This window comes from Pseudomonas sp. HOU2, from assembly GCF_040729435.1.
GTDB lineage: Bacteria > Pseudomonadota > Gammaproteobacteria > Pseudomonadales > Pseudomonadaceae > Aquipseudomonas.
Map to the genome: position 1 here is coordinate 4,859,864 of NZ_CP160398.1, position 19,109 is coordinate 4,878,972.

A 19,109-nucleotide genomic window follows, 5' to 3' on the forward strand; every position below is an offset into this window, starting at 1 on the left:
GCCGCAGACTGCGATCTTTTGATCTTTTGATCTTCAGGCTTTATTCAGCGCCTGAGCCGCAGCCAGCACCGCATCCACATGTCCCGGCACTTTCACGCCGCGCCATTCCTGGCGCAGCACGCCATTCTTGTCGATCAGGAATGTGCTGCGATCAACGCCCAGGTATTCCTTGCCATACAGTTTCTTCAACTTGATCACGTCGAACAGCTGGCAGACGGCTTCGTCCTTGTCGCTGATCAGCTCGAAAGGGAATTCCTGCTTGCACTTGAAGTTCTCGTGGGACTTCAGGCTGTCGCGGGAAATGCCGAAGATTTCCGTGTTGGCATCCTGAAACGCCGCGTACTGGTCACGAAAACCCTGGCCTTCGGTGGTGCAGCCCGGAGTGCTGTCCTTCGGATAGAAGTAGATCACCACTTGCTTGCCCTTCATAGCGGACAGGCTGACGGTCTGCCCGCTGGTGGCAGGTGCTTCGAAATCCGCAACCGGTTGGTCGATGACAACGGCCATGAAAGCTTCCTTACATTGGGTTTTGTGGGCGCCAAGGTTCGATCAGCGCATCCAGGTTCATCGCGTCGGCGAAGTCCAGGAACTGGTCGCGCAGCCAACTGATCTGGGTGCCGGCGGGCAGGGTCACGGTGAACGTGGCGTTGAGCATGGTGCCGCCGGTCTGCGGGGCCTGATAGGTGTCGCAGGTCAGGTTTTCCAGCTCGACGTTGTGATCCATGAAGAACTGGCACAGTTCATTGATGATGTCCGGGCGATACGCCGAGCTGACATAAGCCACGTAGGGCAGGGCCTGCGGGCGGTTTTCCAGCGCCGCGCTGCGCACCACGTTGACGGTGAAGGCGTGGCGCTTGGCCAAGGTCGGCAGGCTGCCTTCGAGGCGGGCCAGGGCGTCCCAGCTGCCGGAGATTTCCAGCACCAGGGCGCTGCACTCGCCGTGACGAGTCAGGCGGGAGGTGACGACGGCGCAGCGATTTTCATGGCTGGCGCGGCACAGGACGTTAGTCAGCTCCATGGGGTTGGCGCCAAGGGCACTGATGACAAGGAATTGTTCGCGAACTGTGGGGGTGGACATGCAGCATTCCTAAAGCGATGAGCGGTCGGTAGGTCGATGGGCGTTGGCCGTCGGGAGTTTCTGCGCGTGCCGATTCAGAAAGCCCCGGGCCACGGCTCGCAATTCGCTCCAATAATGGTGGAGCGTGCAGCAGCGACGCTGGAACGGGACCTGGGAGGCCGAAAAGGGAGGCTGGAACCCGGCGTACAAGCTGATCTGTACCGATCAAAGTCTGAAGGGTAGCGAAAACCGACGCCAAGGGGAATGGCGGCGCAGTACTTCGCTTGTGCAAGCATCTTGGCGCCAGTACCATTACCGCTCTCTTTTTCCGGCAGGAGCGTTTTCATGATTCGGGGCAGTATGGTGGCACTGGTCACACCCATGGATGCACAAGGGCGTCTTGACTGGGACAGCCTCCGAAAACTCGTGGACTTCCACCTTGAAAACGGTACCCACGCCATTGTCGCGGTCGGTACTACCGGCGAATCGGCGACCCTTGATGTAGAAGAGCACATCGCCGTCATCAAAGCCGTGGTCAAGCAGGTCGCAGGCCGCATCCCGGTGATCGCCGGTACCGGCGCCAACTCGACCCGCGAAGCCGTCGAGCTGACCCGCAACGCCAAAGAAGCCGGCGCCGACGCCTGCCTGCTGGTGGTGCCGTACTACAACAAGCCGACTCAGGAAGGCCTGTACCAGCACTTCAAGCACATTGCCGAAGCCGTCGACATTCCACAGATTCTGTACAACGTTCCCGGCCGCACCTCCTGCGACATGCAGGCCGAGACCGTGATTCGCCTGTCCAGCGTGCCGAACATCATCGGCATCAAGGAAGCCACTGGCGACCTGAAACGCGCCAAAGCCATCATCGACGGCGTGAGCAAGGACTTCATCGTGCTGTCCGGCGATGATCCGACTGCGGTCGAGCTGATCCTGCTGGGTGGCAAAGGCAACATCTCCGTAACGGCCAACGTCGCCCCGCGCGAAATGGCTGACCTGTGCGAGGCTGCGCTGAACGGCGACGCCGAGACCGCACGGGCGATCAACGAAAAACTGATGCCGCTGCACAAGGACCTGTTCATCGAAGCCAACCCGATTCCGGTGAAGTGGGCTTTGGTTGAAATGGGCCTGATGCACGAAGGCATCCGCCTGCCGTTGACCTGGCTGAGCGCTCCTTGTCATGAAACGCTTCGCACGGCCCTGCGCCAGTGCAGCGTCCTGGTTTAATTGAGGAAGTACAACGCATGAAGCGAATGGCCGGACTTTCCGCACTTGCCTTGATTATCTCCAGCACCAGTGGCTGCGGATGGGTCTGGGGCCCGGAAGGTTATTTCCGTGACCGTGGTAGCGATTACCTGGAAGCGCAACAGACTGCACCGATGCAACTGCCACCGAATGTCAGCACCTCCAAGCGTCTGGATCCGCTGTTGCCGATCCCGCGCAACGTGGCTGATGACACGGCGAAGGGCGAATACGTGGTACCGCGCCCGCAACCGCTGACGGCGGTTGCCGAGGCGACCGACTACTCGCTGCAGAAGAGCGGTGACTCGCGTTGGGTCGTGGCCCAGCACCCACCGGCTGAAGTGTGGCCAGTGGCGGTGCAGTTCTTCCAGGACAACGGTTTCCGTCTGGATGAGCAGCGCCCGCAAACCGGTGAATTCACTACCACCTGGCAGCATTCCGACGAACTGTCCGCCGCTGTGGCCAAGCGCCTGAGCGCCGCCGGTGTCGGTTCCGACAGCGAAACCCGCGTGCGGGTGCGTATCGAGCCGGGCGTGCAGCGCAACACCAGTGAGATCTACGTGGTCAGCGCTGAGCGTCCTGCGGGCAGCACCGCCGACGTCGATTTCACCAACCGTTCGGTCAACACTGGCCTGGACGCCGCGCTGGTCGACGACATGCTCGCGAGCATGAGCCGGATCTCCGAGAAGGGTGGTTCGGTGTCGATGCTGGCTTCGCGTGACTTCGATACCCCGAGCCGTGTCAGCCTCAGCGAAGACGGCAGCGGCAACCCGGTACTGAACGTCGGTCCGGATCTGGATCGTGCCTGGTCGAGCGTCGGTCGTGCGCTGGAGCAAGGTCAGTGGCGCGTTGAAGACATCAACCGCAGCCTGGGCCTGTACTACATCAACCTGGCCGAAAAAGCCGAGAAGAAAGACGACAAGCCTGGTTTCTTCAGCAGCCTGTTCGGCAGTGCGCCGACCAAGGAAGAAGTTGAAGCCCGCGCCGAACGTTATCAGGTGCGCCTGAGCAAGGTCGGCGAGAACGTTCAGGTCACCGTCGAGAAGAATATCAACACCGTCGCGCCGGCCGATGTGGCGCGCAAAGTGTTGAGCGTGATTCAGGACAACCTGGGCTGATCACATGCGCTTTGCCGTTCTCGGCAGCGGTAGCCAAGGGAACGGCACGCTGATCGCCAGCGCTGATACGTATGTGCTGGTGGATTGTGGTTTTTCCCTGCGGGAAACCGAAAAACGCCTGTTGCGCCTGGGTGTGAACCCGGCGCAACTGAGCGCGATACTCGTAACCCACGAACATGCCGACCACGTGCATGGCGTGGGTTTGCTGTCTCGGCGCTACAATCTACCGGTCTACCTCAGTCGCGGCACACTGCGCGGGATGCGCAAACCGATCGAACCCGCAGGCTTTCTGGCCGGCGGCGATCAGCTGCAGATCGGCGCACTGAACATCGGGGTCATTGCCGTGGCCCATGATGCGCAGGAGCCGACCCAGTACGTATTCAGTGATAACGAGCAGCGGCGCTTCGGCCTGCTGACCGACCTGGGTTCCTACTGCGAGCGGGTGCTGGACGGCTATCGGGATCTCGATGCGTTGATGATCGAATCCAACCACTGCCGCGACATGCTGGCCCGTGGTCATTACCCGTACTTTCTCAAGCAACGGGTGGGCGGCGAGCTGGGACATTTGAACAACCATCAGGCGGCATTCCTGGTGGCCGAGTTGGGGTGGCAGGGCTTGCAGCATCTGGTTCTCGCCCACCTGAGCAGCAAGAACAACCTGCCGCAGCTGGCCCGGCAATGTTTCGTCGACACCCTCGGGTGCGACCCGGACTGGCTGCAACTGGCCGATCAAGATTCAGGGCTCGACTGGCGCCATATCGCCTAGCCCATCTACTTAGCAAGCGGAGCCCATCATGGAAAAACGTGAAGAACTCTACCGCGGCAAAGCCAAATCGGTTTACAAGACCGACGACGCTGACCGCTTGATCCTGCTGTTTCGCAACGACACCTCGGCGTTCGACGGCAAGCGCATCGAGCAGCTCGACCGCAAAGGCATGGTGAACAACAAGTTCAACGCCTTCATCATGCAGAAACTCGAAGCGGCCGGCATTCCGACCCAATTCGACAAACTGCTGGGCGACAACGAGTGCCTGGTGAAGAAGCTGGACATGATCCCGGTCGAGTGCGTCGTGCGTAACTACGCCGCCGGCAGCCTGGTAAAACGTCTGGGCATCGAAGAGGGCATGAAGCTCAACCCGTACACCTTCGAACTGTTCCTCAAGGACGACGCCAAGGGCGACCCGTTCATCAACGAATCCCACGTCGTGGCCTTCGGCTGGGGCACCGCCGAGCAACTGGCGCGCATGAAAGAACTGTCGCTCAAGGTCAATGAAGTCCTGAGCAAGCTGTTCGACGACGCAGGCCTGCTGCTGGTGGACTTCAAGCTTGAATTCGGCGTGTTCAGCGACGGCTCGATCGTCCTCGGCGACGAGTTCAGCCCGGACGGCTGCCGTCTGTGGGACAAGGACACCAAGAAGAAGATGGACAAGGACCGCTTCCGTCAGGGCCTCGGTGACGTCATCGAAGCCTACGAAGAAGTCGCCAATCGTCTGGGTGTACCGCTTTAATCGACGCAAGCATCTGATAGCACGAAGAAATTTTCGAAAGAGGGTTTGCTTTCGGCAGAAGTGTTGTTATGATGCGCGCCGTTGGAGAGATGCCAGAGTGGCCGAATGGGACGGATTCGAAATCCGTTGTACCTTCACCGGTACCTAGGGTTCGAATCCCTATCTCTCCGCCATACATAGAAAAGCCCCGTAGATTAAAGTCTCGGGGCTTTTTGCATTCTGGGATTCTACGTAACGGTTCTACGTAAAATACTTTCGTTACAGGCCCTCGCTCTATGGCTATAGCGTCTTATCTATCCCGCGCTCATCTAGCCCACGCTGAACTCGTTCGGCGTCTGTGTGAGGCTGTGAAGCATCAAGCGGAGGTAAGCTCTTGGTGAGCGAAAGGTAGTCTGGCGGATTTGCCTAGAAAGCCTCAATTCTCTGAGGCTTTCTTGTTGCGGCGCTCTTTATGCGTAGGAGATCAGCTTCCACGTAACAGCTTTGCCGTTATGCGGTGGGAATACATTTCCTTTGGCGATTGGTGCGGTAGTAGAGGGTGTGTCTTGCGATTTCCAAACACCACTCTCTGGTGATTTTTCGCCGGTTTTCCCCGTAGTTCCTATTGGTGACTTGCTCATTTCACATCCCCATGGCAGTTGTTGCCCAAGCCGCAATAGGCAGCCTGAAAGCAATATGAGCCTAGTCTGGATCCAAGCAATATCAAGGTGATGGCAAATCTTGAAACATTTCAGGCTTTGGCTGTATTGGCTTGGGCCGTGGCAAATACGACATTATGTACAGCATAGGCGACATTGGCACGTGTTTTGCTTATTGTATGGTTGTAATCCCTAGAATTCGTGGTATAATAAGTACACAGAGACAGAAGATTTATTCGCTCTCTGTTCTACTCCAAATTCAGAACACTTAAACCGAACCGGGGTTGCAACCGAGTTCGGTTTTTCTGTAGGCCAAGGATCCTTTAGTCCTGTCACGTTCTAGATAAGTGGGCGGGCCAATACTTGTCACAACTAGCTGGACTGCTCCTAAGGGAGTTCGGCTGAGGGGAAGTTGTTAGATCCTTCCTCGGCCCGTCAATCCTACGGGTAGCCTTCATAGCCGGCATGGATAACTAATTTCATAACGCTGTAACCATTCTGGCCAGAGCCTAAAAATTCTGGCCATTTTTTCGTGCCCGGTAATCCGCGTAACAGCGCATACCCTACAACAACATTCAAGGATTCAATATGGCGAAAGTAACCTATCAGCCCTGTGCTGTATGCAATACCAAGTTCCCCGTTAGGCCGCAAGCCCCGCACGCTAAGTTCTGCTCTACGAAGTGCAGAATGCAGCATCACCGCCAAGAAAAGCAAAACGCTACACCAACCACAATAACCAAAGAGGTAACACCGTTAATGAAAGAATCACAACTGTTCCAACCAGATGCAGCGTATCTAAAGCGTCTACAAGACATCGAAGTGGATTTTTACAAGGATCGCACTCAGTGCAATATCCAAGGGCGTGAGCAACTTGGAATCATGGAAGAGTTCGAGGTGCAAGGATTGCAACAAGCTCTCGACCGCTATGCCGAATTGACTACCGTGCAAGGCTACCGAGCGACCGGAGAAATCGCTCATCTGCCCAAGCTGATTGCAGGGCCAACAGTAGACTGGGTAGTTCTCTCGCTTCGCAAGCCAGAATCACAAGTCGAAAAAGAGATTGCTCAAATCAAGGCTCAAGTTGAGTCTGACTATCTTGCCCAGCTAGCCGAGGCTAAAGCTGCTTGTGTGGCGAAGGAAGTAGAGTCGCTGATTGCCAACGAACGCCGTAAGAAACGACAAGCTGAGTTGGATGTTAAGGCAACACAAGAAGCAGAAGAATACGCCCGTGTAGAAGCTGAAGTGCTGGCAGCTCTTGGAGGCAAACAATGACCGATAAAATCGATCCAAGCACTCTATCAGGTACAGAGCTGTTGCTTAGACTTAAGTACGCTAAAGATACACTCTCTACAAGCCCTGTAGAGACTCCTGTAGAGGTCGTTACAAAACAAGCGTTACCAGTAGATGAAGAAGCCTCGGAAGAGGCTGTAATCGCGTTTAAAGCTGCTCTGGAGTTGCTTGCAGCTAAAGAGCGTGCCGCTAAGTTGCTTGAGGCTGCTAAAAAAGCACACGAGGATAAGAATAACCAATGACAAACCGCGTCACCGAACAAACTGGGTTGAAAAAGTCCCAACCGCAATACCACAGCATCACCCGCATGACAGGCCACCCAAAAATCAGAATGTTCACCTGTGCTATGGGGCAATGGCTTCGCAAGTATCATGGCTTCGATATCGATTTTAGTTACCAATGGGTGAGACACGAAGACGGCAGTTTGTACTTCGCACTTACCGGCTCGCGCTCTGTGCAAGATGTATTCGCCGCCTACGTAGATAACAACCAAGGCGATTACTACGACACCGCTAACGTTGTTCAATACGGACGCAACACTCCGGCATTCCATCGTGCTTTTAATAAGCTGCTGGAATCGAGACAGCTCCGCCACGGTTACGGGGAGTCTAAACGATGAATTCTGAAGTCATCGCCAAGCTCATTGGTGTTCTCCAGTTCCAAGTGGATATCTCCGGCCTTCAACGCTTTGAGCGTGGCTTGGCTCAAGCACGCCAGAAGATGATGGCTCTGTCTCGTGAGGCAGATGTTCTAGGTAAGAAACTGGGTGCCAAGATGGGCATCAAGCTTGATAGCGCTGGACAAGAGAAGCTAGCCAAGACGGTAAGAGCCAACCTCGACCGAGAGCTAAAGCTTGAGCAGGCTGTGCAACGCACCAGACGTGCAACGTTCACCGCTGAACTACAGGGGCAGAAGCTCATCAACCTTCGCCAGAAAGAAGGGGCAGCAATCCAGTCCCAGGCCCTGCGCGATAAGATCGCTCAGGCCGTTCTAGATGCCAAGTCAGCCAAGGCCGAAGGCGAGCGTTTGAAGGTGTCGGGCGCGGCACTCAAACAGGCTCAATCCATTGAGCAGCACAAGGCTCGTCAAGCTCGCTGGGAAGCACTCCTAGGCCAGCAGCAACAGAAGACCGCCATCCTGCAACAGAAGCAATTCCAAGCAATGACGGCAACTCAGAAAGCCGAGTTTGCTCTACAACAATCAAGGCTGAGTGCACACCGTGCAGCAGTGAAGTTTGCTGCACAGCAAGAGGCTGCAAAGCTTCGTGCTCAACGTCTCGAAGTAAGCCACGCTCAGAAGGGTGAGCGCTTCCAATGGGCTCAAACCCGGCAAGCTCATTGGGAGGCTAAGCGTAACGAACCTAGCCCCTCTACAGGCTTTATGGGTCTTGGAACCGGGGCTCTCGCCCTAGGCGGTGTCACCGCTGGTCTAGCTGCAATTGTGGGAGCTGTAAGCGCCCTTGGAGACCGTCTCTCCGCTACACAGGCCCGAGTGTCTGAGAGTCAGCAACTTGAAAACGTCCTGTCTCAGGCGGGGGGCAAGAATCCTGCTAACGCGGAATTCGCCAAATCGGAATGGCTACGGATCAATGCGAAATATGGCACTGAGGCTAGTCTTGAATCCGCTAAGGCGTACCGAACATTCCTGATGGCGGAAATGGCTCGTGGTCGTAGCATCAGCCAAGCCACTGGCACATATGAAACACGCCAAGCAGCCTTTCGCGGTGCTGGGATGACTTCCGAGGAACAGCGCCGTGCAAACCTGCAACTCCAGCAGATTGCGAGCAAATCACAGGGCGATAGGGAAGACCTGAACACCTTCTCCGAAGCAGCGCCATTGCTGGTGGAGCCAATCCGCCGTGCATGGGCTGAACGTAACAAGCATGCCCTTGACGCCAATCTAGAGAAGGATTTCAGAGCCAGCACCAAGACAGGCAACCTCAAGGCAATTGACTTCACTAAGGGTATTGAGTTGTTCGTGAAGGAAAACGCCGCTGCAATTGAACGTCAGAGTGGCAGCATCGATGCCAACGCGACTCGCCTTTCCAATCAGAAATTCTTGCAGCAGCAAGGGTTGGATCAGAGTCCGGAATTGATCAACTCGATCAATGAAAGGATCAAGAGTGAAATGGAGCTGACAGAGGCATTGAAGCCTTTGAAAGAGGCTGCGGTACAGGCTGACATTGCTCTCAACAAAATGGCTGCGTCTTTTGCTCGGTTTATCTTCGGGAAAGATGATACTCCGGAGCAGGCAGCTAAAAAGATCGACGGCCTATCACCTGATCAGCCTGCGATTGATGTAAGTGCGCTCAGTACGCCTAAGCCATCTACCGGTGAGAAACCTCAAGATCCAATTAACCGCTTGTTCCGCTGGTTTACGAACTCTCCTGATTACGATGAAGGCCCTGCGAACAAAGTTAGAGCGCCGCAAATGAACACGCTAGGAATGCAGTTTCCGAAGCTTGATCTATCTAAGCTAAGGCTTGACATGGATATGGGTGAATTGGCTGAGCGAATTGGTGAGTATCAGCGCTTCCGCCCTGACACATTTGAGCCAATCACCTCAAGAGACATGATGCGGACGTCTGGCTCATCTGTTGAGTACCCAGTGCAGCAAATCACCACTACAAATGAGCATGTCACTAACAATAACAACACAATTTCACCGTCCATCACTGTGAATGTAAACACAGTCGGGGGTGATGAAGTGCTAGGTAAAGTTATCGGTGACGAAGTTGATGCACGGATGCAAAGGATGCTGAGAGAAACACAAGCCAATCAGAAAGAGCTTTACTGATGGTTTCCGTTATTCGGGCGATTGTGCTGGCTGCAATCGCGCAGGTAATGATACTGGCGCTGCTCATTGGCTATCTGTTTGTGCACACCGACAACATGGCGAAAACCTACGCTCTCTTAGCAGAGCGTAACGCCAACTCATATACAACTGAGCTAGTGCACGATCAATACAACCAGTTGCAGGTCGAGCAGTCCCGAGAGAGAGCGCAGCTCCATAATTGGGTTGATAAGCGAATTGACTTGAAGCTATCCGAGGCTTTGAGTCGAGGTCAGAACAGGTAGTCATTCTGCTTCAAGTCTACAGGGGGGAAATTCCCCTATGTACACAGGGGAAAATCCACTACGTCACAGGGGGGAAAATCCCCTACTAATAAGACTGATAATAACAAGAAAGAAATAGTAAGACTGAATGCGGTGTGTGAATTCGCTCACTGCGTTCGCTGCATCGTGTGCACCCTCTGGGTTTCTTGCACCTACAAAGCAGAAGAGCTTTTTTGTTCTGTGTAGGGAATTGTGATTGATCGTGCAAGGATCATCAATTAGCGGTGCACACACCCTATGGAAATAACATTGAGTCCATACAGGTCATTCTGACCGCTGTGAGATTTTACCGTGCAAGGAGAAATGAAATGAATATTCAATTTCGTCAACACAGCCGTGAATGGTTAAAGGCCAGTAACGGTAATGGTGGCCCTAGTGCAGCAGCTCGTGTTGCACAGATGATTGAAATGATTGCCCTCTACCGAACTGGGGCAATGGAAGAAACCAAGTTCTTGGAACAAATGAAAAGCCTATAATCAAATATACGAGGAATACGATGACCGAAGCATTTTGCCAGATCCCTAAGGAAATGATGCGTGCTACACACTGGATTAGTAAAACCACTGGCCAGCAATTCAAACTCACAGGTACACAGAAAATCATCTGGGTGCACATGGTTGACCGTTACAAGTTTTTCCAATCGCTGGGCAATGATTGGTTTGATGATCAAGAGGACATTGCTAAGGATACTGGGTGCGACGTTAGCACTGTGAAGGGGTTCATTAAGCTGTTGGTGGAACATGGGTATATGGTTGTGGAGCGTAAGAAACTTCGTGGTTTCGTATACTCCAATAGCTACAAGATTGTAGCTCCACTGCATTTATACGATAGAGGCGCCTCTGGATCCCTGTGTGAGCAATCTTTCAATGCTGTTGCGACATCGGCAGCCTCAATTGTTAGTGCCCGTGTGATCGCACCACAGGCGGCTGTAGAGCCACTAGCTTTTCCACTAGATGCGTATATCGACAACCCTGTGAGGACTCCTGTAATCGTACATGAAACAGTGCGAGGTTTCGCCGATACACTGGATGAGGAGATTGATTACGATGTTCCTGTACTTCCCAAGGGGCTTGCTAATAACTCAAGCGAACCAGACCTTTGGGGGTGATCCAGATCAGTCAATTCCTGGCCTTACGATGCAAGGCCAGAACTCCGTGCTCAGTCTTCTACACTGTCGATTGCGAAGTTGATAAAGGCTGAACAGCAGATGAGCATGAATCTAGCATCTGCTTTGGTTGGTGCGGCAGCATTGTCTAGTAACGCATGTCTGATGCCACTGGCGTCACTGGTGTAGCCATAGAGGGTGAGGAAAGCTGATTTCAAGCTCCCGTGCAGATTATGCTTGGTCTCAAGAATCTTCAGTGCCTGTCCTAGCGTAGCCTTATCATCGCCCACGAGCTTCTTTGCAAGAGACTCAACAGCGCTTATGCTTTCTTTAATTGAATTTCGGTAGTCCGGGTTTTCCCTGTCAGTTAGTAGGCCGAGCGCTGTTTGAAGATGGGTTCTAGCGCCAGTATATTTGTCAGATCCCGAGATTGCCTTTTCAACCTCCTCAATCTCATCACTAGACGTGATAGGTGTGACCTTTCCAGAAACGAAACGGTAGGCTGAGTTTTCGCGCTCGAGAACCCTATTAAACTCTTCCACGAGAATTTGCTCAGAGCCGTTATAATTTAGACCTACTATGAATTCCAAAAAACTATATACGCGATGCCACTTCATTTTGAAGAAGTTTTCACGTATTGCTTTTTTGAATTCCGGCCATTTATAAGGAATTGTATCTACAGGCACCTTGTGGAACTCAGAGAATACCAGTTCCGCGAACTTTTGAAAGTTTGACCCGGCTAGCATATCTGGGAAGTATTCTTTCGACTGGTAGAAGCTTGAAAAAAGCTTGAGTGTTAATACATTCCAGAGAGCATTCTGCAATGCAATATCAATACTTTCGACTTGAGCCACCTTCACATCAGGAGCTAGACCCATTCGCTGTGAGAAATCCATTGTCACCATGGCACCTCATCTTCTGATATCAGTCATCGCCTTCTAGGGCTAGCGCCTGATTGCTGATGAGTAGTGTACTACGCTGGCAGGTGGCCATTGAGGTTTTGTCTAACAAGATGAGAATCCTCTGAAAACCCACATGAAACCCTACTGAAACCTTGTCACTGAGGACAGCTCTTTGCATGCCTCTGGTTAGAGCTTCGCTCTGCAAGCCAGCATTTTCGGGGCTTGCCAGATTGCACGGATAAGCTGGATTCGGTGCGGACGCCTCAAGTTGAGGTTTCTACGCCAAAACGGTAGTTTTGAGCCGGAATCACCAATTTTTGCAAAACCACATCACCCAGCCCCAGCCTACCCAGAGCTGCGCTACGATTCCTGCACCACCCCTCAAGGATGATTGCCATGTCACACAATACAAGTGCCAACATCGCCACGGCTGATGCGCTCACGATCTTGCTGAGCAACCAGCACGGGATCGCAGCAGCGCTGGAGGAACTCGCTCAGTGGGTAGCTAGCCAAGGAGGCGATGACGCCGCCGACAATGCCCTAGCCGCACTAAATGGACTGGATACTCATGCCCGAGCGCTCACTGACGCGATTTATCAGCTTCGTCAGGTGTAGGTCTCAACAAACGACCGTTAAACGATACCATTCTGACAAGCGGTATCGAGTATCATCTAAATAGGCTTCTTGATTTGTTGATGCGCTGGTAAGCTGATACCACGTTAAACGATCCCAAGAGCTAACTGCTATGTCCCGCACATTCCTTTATGCACGCTGCTCAACAGCCTCACAGTTCACCGAGAACCAGACCTTAGAGGTCAAGGCTGCTGGTTTCGATGTGCAGGCTAGCCGGGTGGTCGAAGAAACTATCTCAGGCAGCATCGCTGCTAGTGAGCGTCCCGGCTTCAAGAGGCTCCTAGATCGCATGGAGAGCGGTGACGTGCTGATCGTTACCAAACTTGACCGTCTGGGGCGTAACGCCATGGATGTACGCCAGACCGTTGAACATCTGGCTACCAATGGTATCCGTGTTCACTGCCTCGCCCTTGGTGGGGTAGATCTAACATCGCCAGCAGGCAAGATGACCATGCAAGTGTTGGGAGCTGTTGCGGAGTTTGAACGTGACTTACTGATTGAGCGCACTCAACAAGGTTTGATCCGTGCCAAGGCAGAAGGCAAGAAGCTGGGTAGGCCCGAGGCCATCAGCACCACAGTAGCAGTGCAACGACTCAAGGCTAAGGACATGACACAGGCTCAGGCGGCTACTGAGCTAGGTGTGGGAATTGCCACCATCAAGAGACATTGGAACAAGGTTTGAGTAGACCTGTAGATCCACATCAGCCCCGCCTTGAGCGGGCTTTGTTGTCTTTGCAGCCCGTGCATCATCGCTGAGGTTGCACGCCTCTGACAGCGCCTGAGTGCGCTACAGACTGACTGTCATTATTTACGAATCAATCCGCTTTGGCTGCTGCCGGTGTCTGACCTGTTCAATACCTCCAGCAAAACCGAGCCAATCTTATTTTTCCACGCCTGCATACAGACGACCCCCCACCCCTTGCAAAGTCTAAAACGGCGGGGGCAAGTGTCTAGAAATATCGCTCTTATGGTGCTGCTACTCGTAGGCCGTCTTCACTCGTAGTAATTCGGCGATCTTTATCAGTGAATCGTGGTTTCTGCGAACCGATAAAGGTTTTGGTATCTGTGCCATATGAGTGAAAGGTGGATTTGAATCTCTTGTCTCGTGGCCGATCCCGTTTAGCTCGCGTGATGCCTCTACAATGTTCTTCCTTGAAGGTAACCGAAACAGGAACGCTGCCAATCGGTAGCAGACAATCACCTCGGCCTTCGATACCAGCTCAGCGGCGTGGTCAAAGACCTTCGCCGATAGCTCCGCATCTTCCAGCCCGTTAGTGAGTTTTCCTCGGTGCCGAAGCAGCGTGTTGGCTGTCAGGCCAATAGCGCCCTTGAACTGTTGCACCGGCTCGATCACGAGTTTCAGCACAGCCTGACTGACAATGAATATGAGTATCCCGCCGAAAATCGTGAGAAGGAACTGTAGCCATTGAAACGCAACGCTTGAGGGCATAACACTCGGCCATGTCTTGGATGAGCTAGAAGATTACCCGGTAGCTTGGCACCGTGCCACTACGTCACAGGTTGGGCCAGGTACGTGGGTAGTTAGTTTAATGCACCGATATCCACCCATGATTCTGGTACGTGTCCCACACTTTTGTAGCGAGATAACACGCTAGGCCAGCAGCCAACAGGAGATTCCGTGCCATGTACCACCAGTGCGACTCTCGTCTTTCATTGAGCCTCATGATGCAGTAGGCACGCACTTGTGGGTCAGGCTCTTCCAGTGCAACAGCATTCATTCGAATCGCTGCAATCGTTGATTCAATCCTTTTGAAACCACAGATCGCGCTGGTGGCGAAGACCAACAGGCTACCAAGCAGGAACGTTTCCTTGTTGATACCTAGCTGGGCGTAGGGGTTGGTTTGGGCGAGGTAGGCACAGATCGCCAACGTCACGCCGAGAATGAAGTAATCCAGTTTGCTGGCCGCTTCGTTGTGAGCGACTTTCAACTGTAGGACTGGGCTGGGCTGTCCTGACATTTTGATTTTCCTAGTTATGGGGAATCACCAACCTGAACAAAGTTGGTGATTCTTCTTCATCGATTACAGATCAAGGACATATTGGAAAGGAGGGCTACGGAAGTGCTGCCTCACGTGCTCCCAGCGCCCGAAGCGCCAGCGAGGGTAATCGTGGACGAAAACACTTTTGGTACGTTGAGACGACGAGCGGTGACGAGGACGTCTGGCCATGAGAAATGGAGCCTCTAGAGAAATTGCAGTGGTGCAATCCTCTGGGCGTGACAACGTACACACAAAGTGTTGTTGACGTGACGGTCACGCTGTTGGCTTAATAACCGCCTGCCCAGATTCATGCGTTTTTCGAAACGTGTGTATCGGGGGTGGTGCGGGTGGATCACGTTCTGTCGCCAAACTTCGCGTGACCACTCGCAAGCATTTCCCTTCTACCGACCTATACGGTCTTCCATATACGACAAAACCCTACATGTAGGGCCTTTTTCGTGCCGTGCTACAAGATAATGCGTTTCAGGGGCGGATTGCAATGTACTGCCTGTGGATAAACCTATGCGTAAATTGTGTAAGAAACGCGGAATTCCCGTGTAGGCCGCGAACCTGCTGCGCTAGACCGTCTGTCACTGTTTTTTCACCGGGAAAAACCCTTCAGCGGATTTTTAAGGGCGCAAACCCTAATACAAAAAAATGGAGTTGCGATAGGGCTATTTGCCCACTAGTTTCCTTCAATGGTGATGTGACAGATGGTGACGCTTATGCACAAACCGTCTTAGGATTACGGTTTTAATGCTATGATCGAATAGCGTTGTATAATGTATAGGAGTAGCCCCAACTCTTGATTCTGTTCCCTACGTTGTAAGCGAAGCTTACGTGTTGACGCCCTCGACCTACGGTCGTCAGTGATCCAGCGATGCCGATGGCATCCGTTTGCACCTAAGCAGAAGAGCAAGGCAAAAGCTGATTTGTGTAGAAGGTGTATGTGGTCGAGGTAGACCGTTAGGTCTGAGGTGTTCCCATTGGTGGGAGTTAGCTCCGACCTTCGGTCAAAGGCATAACCCCGTCAGCGTGCGCTGACATTTAAACAGTACGAATGGTGGGTAGCTTAGCAACGGCGTCGAACTTCTGTTTCGGTGATGATCCATTCGAGTACACGTCGAACGTCACCGTTCCAGTTTCGTGACCTACAAGCTCCTTGATCAGCCTGTCAGGTATGTCTGCCCTCACCAGTGATGTGATAACCGTCGCCCTGATTGAGTGGAATACGCGGGTACGATCAAAGCCCAAGGTGGTTTTCAGCCTACCAAAAGCCTTGCTCAGTGCATCCGACCGAATCCCATATTTGTTATTGCTGCCTGTAGGCACCAGATAGTCGTCCGTAGATGATTCGCTGAGTCGTTCTACTAGTGCCGTTAGGTTGGGATGCACCGGCACCTGTCGAATACCTGCAACGGTTTTCGAGTCCACGATATCGAACATCTTCACACCGTCCACGGTAATCAGATGTTCCTTGCGGAGCTGGCACAGTTCCTCAATGCGAGCGCCGGTGTACCCACCCAGCAAAATCAAGTCTGGTAGCGCGCCGAGATTCTGTTCCTTCGCTGCTTTGTACAGGGTGCCGACTTCCTCAACGGTGAACGCCTTCCGTTTCGCGTCAAGCTTGGCCTTGCCTTTGAGTGTAGGTAGCGTGTGTTTCTCGAACGGGTTCACATGCCCTTTGAAAGCCTGTCGCCACTGTGGCTCATGCGTCATTGCCCATTGCCAGAACTGACTACCAGCGAGTAGGTATTGCTGCTTGGTCTTGCTGCTGAGCTTCATGCCCTGTAGCCAAGAACTCACCGAATCAAAGTCGAGCTTGGTGCCAGTGGTTTGCAGGTGCTCCGACAGATTCAACAGCTTCGATTCCTGCTGATTCACCGTCTTGAGTGCGACGTGATGCTCAAGCCTGTAGTTGCGGAATGAGGCTAGCCGTGCCTTCGTAATCGGCGAACGAGTCTTGTAGCTGGCCGGATCTTTCACCAGCGTTTCCAGTTCTTGGCCCTGCTCAGCAGTGAGCTTGTAGTCAGTGCCAAGACGCTTTTGCAGCATGCCTTTGAGTCCGCGATTCAGTTCGTCCTGAATCTGTACTTTTCCGCCGATTCCATCCTTGAGATGGTCGCTCACAAGCAGCCGTACAGCTTGCATAAAACGGGGGCTGTTCATGAGCCTCGCTCTGAGGGCTGGATCAACATCAGGCAGTGGCGGGGCGGTCTCACCGACAAGTGCTCGCTTTTGCCCTTGGGTGATTGCATCCAAATCTTCGAGGGTCTGCACTACGTCTTCTTGCCAGCCATCTCCCAGCAACTTGCCTTCACGTAAGGCTTTTATCTGACTCTTCCAAGCATGGAGGATGGGCAGACGGCGGAACATGGCCTCTTCTCGCGACCCAGTTCTCAAAGACAGCGAAAGAATACGACGACCGCCGAAAGCCTCTCGCACGTCCTTGGGAATATCCATCCTGACGTGATAGGTGCCGCCTTGTAGTTGCAGATTATTGGCCTTCGGCATAGAAGCACTCTCTGTTTTTCTACGTAGATATTCTACGTAATAGTACCGAGAAAGCCAGTAAATACGGCGTTTATTGGGTCTCTTAGTTGCGAATGGTGAGTCCCTATCTCTCCGCCATTACATAGAAAAAGCCCCGTAGCTGAAGAGCTACGGGGCTTTTTTTTCTGCTCGCTTGAGTGATCAGCAAATCCTGTCGCCGGAACCCGAGGTTGAAAAGTCGATAATCGGATGTGATTCGATTGATGCCGGTTCGTACGTAACTCTCGGAGTCTACCTACAGCTCTATTTCAAATCACTCCTTATCCTGACCTGCGTGCCCAATATTGACCGGAATTCGGATAAAAACACGCCGCTTTTAAAGCCTGGAGGGTGGCGTTGTCCGCTTGTTCAAAGGGGGGCGCTTCATCGATCAGCGATATGAATCGCGATTGTCAATTTTTCCTGCGCGGTATCATGGTGTAATACTATGAACAACAAACAGCTCGGTACGCTCGCAGCTATATTTTCACGACCCACACCCGCCACGTTGGAATGGGCGCGCATCGAGTCTCTTTTCAATGCGGTCGGGGCCAGAACCGTCGAAGGCAATGGTTCGCGAGTTCGGTTTGAATTAAGAGGTGTGGTCGCTACGTTCCACCGACCTCACCCGGATAAAGAAGCAAAGCCCTATCAGGTTCGTGATGCTCGGGCTTTTCTTGAACAAGCAGGAGTCACTCCATGAACGTGATGAATTACAACGGGTATGCCGCCCGAATTGAATACAGTGATGAAGATGGTCTTTTTGTTGGTCATATCGCTGGGATCAAGGACGTTGTAGGTTTTCATGGCGAATCTGTAAAAGAGCTTCGGTCAGCGTTCGAAGAGGCTGTTACTGACTATCTGGAGACTTGCGCAAAACTGGGCCGTGCTCCTCAAAAGCCTTATTCGGGCAATCTCAGTCTGCGTTTGGCGCCAGCTCTTCATGCGACTGTTGCCGTAAAAGCGCAATTGGCTCAAAAAAGCATTAATCAGTGGGTTGCGGATGTTCTTGACCGAGAGGCCCATGCCTAGCTTGATTCGGGTCTGGAGCTTGTACGTCGTTCCCGAACAGAGCAAATAGCCCCGTAGCTGAGAAGCTACAGGGCTTTTTTGTATCTGCGGGCTTTACCAAACACCCGCATCAGCCACTCACGGCTGCGGATGCCCGAGCTTCTGCTTGATCAGGTCATACACTTCCTTGTGCGTCGAGTTGCGCAGGGTGTTGTCCTTGCAAGCCGAGGCCAGGAAGGTCTTAACCTCATCCTTGGCGTGCGGATAGAGGCTGGCGACGTAGTCGGCTTCATGCGTCTGGGTACAGTTGAAGTGCTTGTCGTCTTTCGCTTTGTCTCTAGCCATGATGCGGCTCCTTTTGGGTTTGAACGTCATTTGGCGAAACAGGGCTGGATGGCCCCGTACGCTGAAGAGCGTAGGGGCGCAAAAGTGCTTTGCCAGCGCTTCAGACGAAAAAGGAAGAGGCTGTAGGACGCGGCACCATGCCGGGTGGCCCGGTCAGATCTCCTTCACCGGCGTCTCCCCCTGCACACCCTTGATCAACTCGATCACATGTAAACAGTCGGCCTTGTTTACATAGGATTCGCCACTGGCAATTGTCTCGTGGTTCCCCGCCCGCAGTCTCCAGCGCCATTGGCCTTTGCCGGTGCTCGGGGTGCCTCGGGATTGCCTGTAGATCTCGAAATACATTCAGTTCGCTCCTTGCGATGGTGTTTGCGCCAACCCGTGTGGTGCATCGTCGCAAGCCTAGCGGAGCGAGGTTTTTTCGCTATCGGGCATTTGTTTCCAATCGTTGGCAGATGTTTCTGAAGAGCGCGGGCTAGAGCGCACGCATCGGCGTCTGGATTGGCCAAAATGGCGTCATTTGCACCTTGCAAGGCTATCGACGCTACTGCTTAATACGGGACGGCTCATGGCGTTGAAAATGTTTCGACGACCGACAAACATTATAAAAAGAGC

The 19,109-nt window shown here is 53.2% G+C and carries 23 protein-coding genes and 1 tRNA gene; 16 read left to right on the forward strand and 8 right to left on the reverse strand.

Annotated features, from left to right (window positions below):
• Positions 1 to 33: 33 nt before the first annotated feature.
• A complete protein-coding gene (locus tag ABV589_RS22000) occupies positions 34 to 507 on the reverse strand; it encodes a peroxiredoxin (RefSeq protein ID WP_367083626.1) in 474 nt (157 codons plus the stop codon).
• Positions 508 to 517: 10 nt separating this feature from the next.
• Positions 518 to 1,078 carry a glycine cleavage system protein R gene (locus tag ABV589_RS22005; RefSeq protein WP_007963284.1) on the reverse strand — a complete coding sequence of 187 codons (561 nt, stop codon included), beginning with the start codon at positions 1,076 to 1,078 and terminating at the stop codon, positions 518 to 520.
• Between the two features lie 324 nt (positions 1,079 to 1,402).
• On the opposite strand from ABV589_RS22005, the gene dapA reads away from it, so the two are divergent.
• The 12 genes from dapA (at position 1,403) to ABV589_RS22065 (ending at position 11,074) form a co-directional block, all read left to right on the forward strand.
• On the forward strand, positions 1,403 to 2,281 hold the full coding sequence (gene dapA / locus ABV589_RS22010) for a 4-hydroxy-tetrahydrodipicolinate synthase (RefSeq protein WP_367083628.1): 879 nt from the start codon (positions 1,403 to 1,405) through the stop codon (positions 2,279 to 2,281).
• Between the two features lie 17 nt (positions 2,282 to 2,298).
• Positions 2,299 to 3,414, forward strand: coding sequence for an outer membrane protein assembly factor BamC (bamC, locus tag ABV589_RS22015; RefSeq protein WP_007963286.1), 1,116 nt, complete (start codon positions 2,299 to 2,301; stop codon positions 3,412 to 3,414).
• A 4-nt stretch (positions 3,415 to 3,418) separates the two neighbouring features.
• On the forward strand, positions 3,419 to 4,180 hold the full coding sequence (locus ABV589_RS22020; RefSeq protein ID WP_367083630.1) for an MBL fold metallo-hydrolase: 762 nt from the start codon (positions 3,419 to 3,421) through the stop codon (positions 4,178 to 4,180).
• 28 nt (positions 4,181 to 4,208) lie between these two features.
• Positions 4,209 to 4,922, forward strand: a complete 714-nt coding sequence (gene purC, locus ABV589_RS22025) for a phosphoribosylaminoimidazolesuccinocarboxamide synthase (RefSeq protein WP_367083632.1) — start codon at positions 4,209 to 4,211, stop codon at positions 4,920 to 4,922.
• An 83-nt stretch (positions 4,923 to 5,005) separates the two neighbouring features.
• Positions 5,006 to 5,095: transfer RNA gene (locus ABV589_RS22030), tRNA-Ser, on the forward strand.
• Between the two features lie 1,152 nt (positions 5,096 to 6,247).
• A complete protein-coding gene (locus tag ABV589_RS22035) occupies positions 6,248 to 6,832 on the forward strand; it encodes a hypothetical protein (protein ID WP_367083634.1) in 585 nt (194 codons plus the stop codon).
• Complete coding sequence (locus ABV589_RS22040; RefSeq protein WP_367083636.1) at positions 6,829 to 7,092, forward strand: hypothetical protein; 264 nt, start codon at positions 6,829 to 6,831, stop codon at positions 7,090 to 7,092. Before ABV589_RS22035 ends, ABV589_RS22040 begins: the two co-directional genes overlap by 4 nt.
• Positions 7,089 to 7,469, forward strand: a complete 381-nt coding sequence (locus ABV589_RS22045; protein ID WP_367083638.1) for a hypothetical protein — start codon at positions 7,089 to 7,091, stop codon at positions 7,467 to 7,469. The genes ABV589_RS22040 and ABV589_RS22045 overlap by 4 nt, the downstream gene beginning before the upstream one ends.
• Complete coding sequence (locus ABV589_RS22050) at positions 7,466 to 9,646, forward strand: hypothetical protein (protein ID WP_367083640.1); 2,181 nt, start codon at positions 7,466 to 7,468, stop codon at positions 9,644 to 9,646. The genes ABV589_RS22045 and ABV589_RS22050 overlap by 4 nt, the downstream gene beginning before the upstream one ends.
• Positions 9,646 to 9,927 (forward strand): hypothetical protein, encoded by a 282-nt coding sequence (locus tag ABV589_RS22055; RefSeq protein ID WP_367083642.1) that lies wholly within the window; start codon positions 9,646 to 9,648, stop codon positions 9,925 to 9,927. The genes ABV589_RS22050 and ABV589_RS22055 overlap by 1 nt, the downstream gene beginning before the upstream one ends.
• A gap of 347 nt (positions 9,928 to 10,274) precedes the next feature.
• Positions 10,275 to 10,442 (forward strand): hypothetical protein, encoded by a 168-nt coding sequence (locus ABV589_RS22060; RefSeq protein WP_367083644.1) that lies wholly within the window; start codon positions 10,275 to 10,277, stop codon positions 10,440 to 10,442.
• 20 nt (positions 10,443 to 10,462) lie between these two features.
• The gene (locus ABV589_RS22065; RefSeq protein WP_367083645.1) at positions 10,463 to 11,074 is read left to right on the forward strand and encodes a helix-turn-helix domain-containing protein; all 612 of its coding nucleotides are present in this window, start codon (positions 10,463 to 10,465) and stop codon (positions 11,072 to 11,074) included.
• 50 nt (positions 11,075 to 11,124) lie between these two features.
• Here the strand turns inward: ABV589_RS22065 and ABV589_RS22070 are convergent, their stop codons facing one another.
• Positions 11,125 to 11,976, reverse strand: a complete 852-nt coding sequence (locus ABV589_RS22070; protein WP_367083647.1) for an AbiJ-NTD4 domain-containing protein — start codon at positions 11,974 to 11,976, stop codon at positions 11,125 to 11,127.
• A 393-nt stretch (positions 11,977 to 12,369) separates the two neighbouring features.
• Between ABV589_RS22070 and ABV589_RS22075 the strand changes: the two genes are divergently transcribed.
• Positions 12,370 to 12,588, forward strand: a complete 219-nt coding sequence (locus ABV589_RS22075; RefSeq protein WP_367083649.1) for a hypothetical protein — start codon at positions 12,370 to 12,372, stop codon at positions 12,586 to 12,588.
• Between the two features lie 130 nt (positions 12,589 to 12,718).
• Positions 12,719 to 13,288, forward strand: coding sequence for a recombinase family protein (locus ABV589_RS22080; protein WP_367083650.1), 570 nt, complete (start codon positions 12,719 to 12,721; stop codon positions 13,286 to 13,288).
• Between the two features lie 294 nt (positions 13,289 to 13,582).
• Here ABV589_RS22080 and ABV589_RS22085 read toward each other — a convergent pair whose 3' ends face one another.
• The 3 genes from ABV589_RS22085 to ABV589_RS22095 all read right to left on the reverse strand — a co-directional run bounded on the left by ABV589_RS22085 (position 13,583) and on the right by ABV589_RS22095 (position 17,120).
• Positions 13,583 to 14,056 (reverse strand): hypothetical protein, encoded by a 474-nt coding sequence (locus ABV589_RS22085; protein WP_367083652.1) that lies wholly within the window; start codon positions 14,054 to 14,056, stop codon positions 13,583 to 13,585.
• Positions 14,057 to 14,153: 97 nt separating this feature from the next.
• On the reverse strand, positions 14,154 to 14,585 hold the full coding sequence (locus ABV589_RS22090) for a hypothetical protein (RefSeq protein ID WP_367083654.1): 432 nt from the start codon (positions 14,583 to 14,585) through the stop codon (positions 14,154 to 14,156).
• Positions 14,586 to 15,653: 1,068 nt separating this feature from the next.
• A complete protein-coding gene (locus tag ABV589_RS22095; RefSeq protein WP_367083656.1) occupies positions 15,654 to 17,120 on the reverse strand; it encodes a site-specific integrase in 1,467 nt (488 codons plus the stop codon).
• 466 nt (positions 17,121 to 17,586) lie between these two features.
• Between ABV589_RS22095 and ABV589_RS22100 the strand changes: the two genes are divergently transcribed.
• Complete coding sequence (locus ABV589_RS22100) at positions 17,587 to 17,841, forward strand: type II toxin-antitoxin system HicA family toxin (RefSeq protein ID WP_081730304.1); 255 nt, start codon at positions 17,587 to 17,589, stop codon at positions 17,839 to 17,841.
• On the forward strand, positions 17,838 to 18,170 hold the full coding sequence (locus ABV589_RS22105; RefSeq protein ID WP_047598089.1) for a type II toxin-antitoxin system HicB family antitoxin: 333 nt from the start codon (positions 17,838 to 17,840) through the stop codon (positions 18,168 to 18,170). The genes ABV589_RS22100 and ABV589_RS22105 overlap by 4 nt, the downstream gene beginning before the upstream one ends.
• Positions 18,171 to 18,287: 117 nt before the next feature.
• Here the strand turns inward: ABV589_RS22105 and ABV589_RS22110 are convergent, their stop codons facing one another.
• Both ABV589_RS22110 and ABV589_RS22115 read right to left on the reverse strand, forming a co-directional pair.
• Complete coding sequence (locus ABV589_RS22110) at positions 18,288 to 18,494, reverse strand: hypothetical protein (RefSeq protein ID WP_027614505.1); 207 nt, start codon at positions 18,492 to 18,494, stop codon at positions 18,288 to 18,290.
• A 153-nt stretch (positions 18,495 to 18,647) separates the two neighbouring features.
• Positions 18,648 to 18,839 (reverse strand): DUF1508 domain-containing protein, encoded by a 192-nt coding sequence (locus ABV589_RS22115; RefSeq protein WP_007963291.1) that lies wholly within the window; start codon positions 18,837 to 18,839, stop codon positions 18,648 to 18,650.
• Between the last annotated feature and the right edge of the window lie 270 nt (positions 18,840 to 19,109).

What these genes read in the sequence shown, in the direction of transcription:
- bamC (WP_007963286.1), top strand. Translation starts at nt 2,299, where the DNA reads ATGAAGCGAATGGCCGGACTTTCCGCACTTGCCTTGATTATCTCCAGC.
- ABV589_RS22095 (WP_367083656.1), bottom strand. Translation starts at nt 17,120, where the DNA reads ATGCCGAAGGCCAATAATCTGCAACTACAAGGCGGCACCTATCACGTC.
- ABV589_RS22055 (WP_367083642.1), top strand. Translation starts at nt 9,646, where the DNA reads ATGGTTTCCGTTATTCGGGCGATTGTGCTGGCTGCAATCGCGCAGGTA.
- ABV589_RS22100 (WP_081730304.1), top strand. Translation starts at nt 17,587, where the DNA reads ATGAACAACAAACAGCTCGGTACGCTCGCAGCTATATTTTCACGACCC.
- ABV589_RS22050 (WP_367083640.1), top strand. Translation starts at nt 7,466, where the DNA reads ATGAATTCTGAAGTCATCGCCAAGCTCATTGGTGTTCTCCAGTTCCAA.
- ABV589_RS22045 (WP_367083638.1), top strand. Translation starts at nt 7,089, where the DNA reads ATGACAAACCGCGTCACCGAACAAACTGGGTTGAAAAAGTCCCAACCG.
- ABV589_RS22110 (WP_027614505.1), bottom strand. Translation starts at nt 18,494, where the DNA reads ATGGCTAGAGACAAAGCGAAAGACGACAAGCACTTCAACTGTACCCAG.
- ABV589_RS22060 (WP_367083644.1), top strand. Translation starts at nt 10,275, where the DNA reads ATGAATATTCAATTTCGTCAACACAGCCGTGAATGGTTAAAGGCCAGT.
- ABV589_RS22115 (WP_007963291.1), bottom strand. Translation starts at nt 18,839, where the DNA reads ATGTATTTCGAGATCTACAGGCAATCCCGAGGCACCCCGAGCACCGGC.
- ABV589_RS22000 (WP_367083626.1), bottom strand. Translation starts at nt 507, where the DNA reads ATGGCCGTTGTCATCGACCAACCGGTTGCGGATTTCGAAGCACCTGCC.
- ABV589_RS22070 (WP_367083647.1), bottom strand. Translation starts at nt 11,976, where the DNA reads ATGGTGACAATGGATTTCTCACAGCGAATGGGTCTAGCTCCTGATGTG.
- ABV589_RS22040 (WP_367083636.1), top strand. Translation starts at nt 6,829, where the DNA reads ATGACCGATAAAATCGATCCAAGCACTCTATCAGGTACAGAGCTGTTG.
- ABV589_RS22005 (WP_007963284.1), bottom strand. Translation starts at nt 1,078, where the DNA reads ATGTCCACCCCCACAGTTCGCGAACAATTCCTTGTCATCAGTGCCCTT.
- ABV589_RS22075 (WP_367083649.1), top strand. Translation starts at nt 12,370, where the DNA reads ATGTCACACAATACAAGTGCCAACATCGCCACGGCTGATGCGCTCACG.
- ABV589_RS22035 (WP_367083634.1), top strand. Translation starts at nt 6,248, where the DNA reads ATGCAGCATCACCGCCAAGAAAAGCAAAACGCTACACCAACCACAATA.
- ABV589_RS22020 (WP_367083630.1), top strand. Translation starts at nt 3,419, where the DNA reads ATGCGCTTTGCCGTTCTCGGCAGCGGTAGCCAAGGGAACGGCACGCTG.
- ABV589_RS22080 (WP_367083650.1), top strand. Translation starts at nt 12,719, where the DNA reads ATGTCCCGCACATTCCTTTATGCACGCTGCTCAACAGCCTCACAGTTC.
- purC (WP_367083632.1), top strand. Translation starts at nt 4,209, where the DNA reads ATGGAAAAACGTGAAGAACTCTACCGCGGCAAAGCCAAATCGGTTTAC.
- ABV589_RS22105 (WP_047598089.1), top strand. Translation starts at nt 17,838, where the DNA reads ATGAACGTGATGAATTACAACGGGTATGCCGCCCGAATTGAATACAGT.
- ABV589_RS22090 (WP_367083654.1), bottom strand. Translation starts at nt 14,585, where the DNA reads ATGTCAGGACAGCCCAGCCCAGTCCTACAGTTGAAAGTCGCTCACAAC.
- ABV589_RS22065 (WP_367083645.1), top strand. Translation starts at nt 10,463, where the DNA reads ATGACCGAAGCATTTTGCCAGATCCCTAAGGAAATGATGCGTGCTACA.
- ABV589_RS22085 (WP_367083652.1), bottom strand. Translation starts at nt 14,056, where the DNA reads ATGCCCTCAAGCGTTGCGTTTCAATGGCTACAGTTCCTTCTCACGATT.
- dapA (WP_367083628.1), top strand. Translation starts at nt 1,403, where the DNA reads ATGATTCGGGGCAGTATGGTGGCACTGGTCACACCCATGGATGCACAA.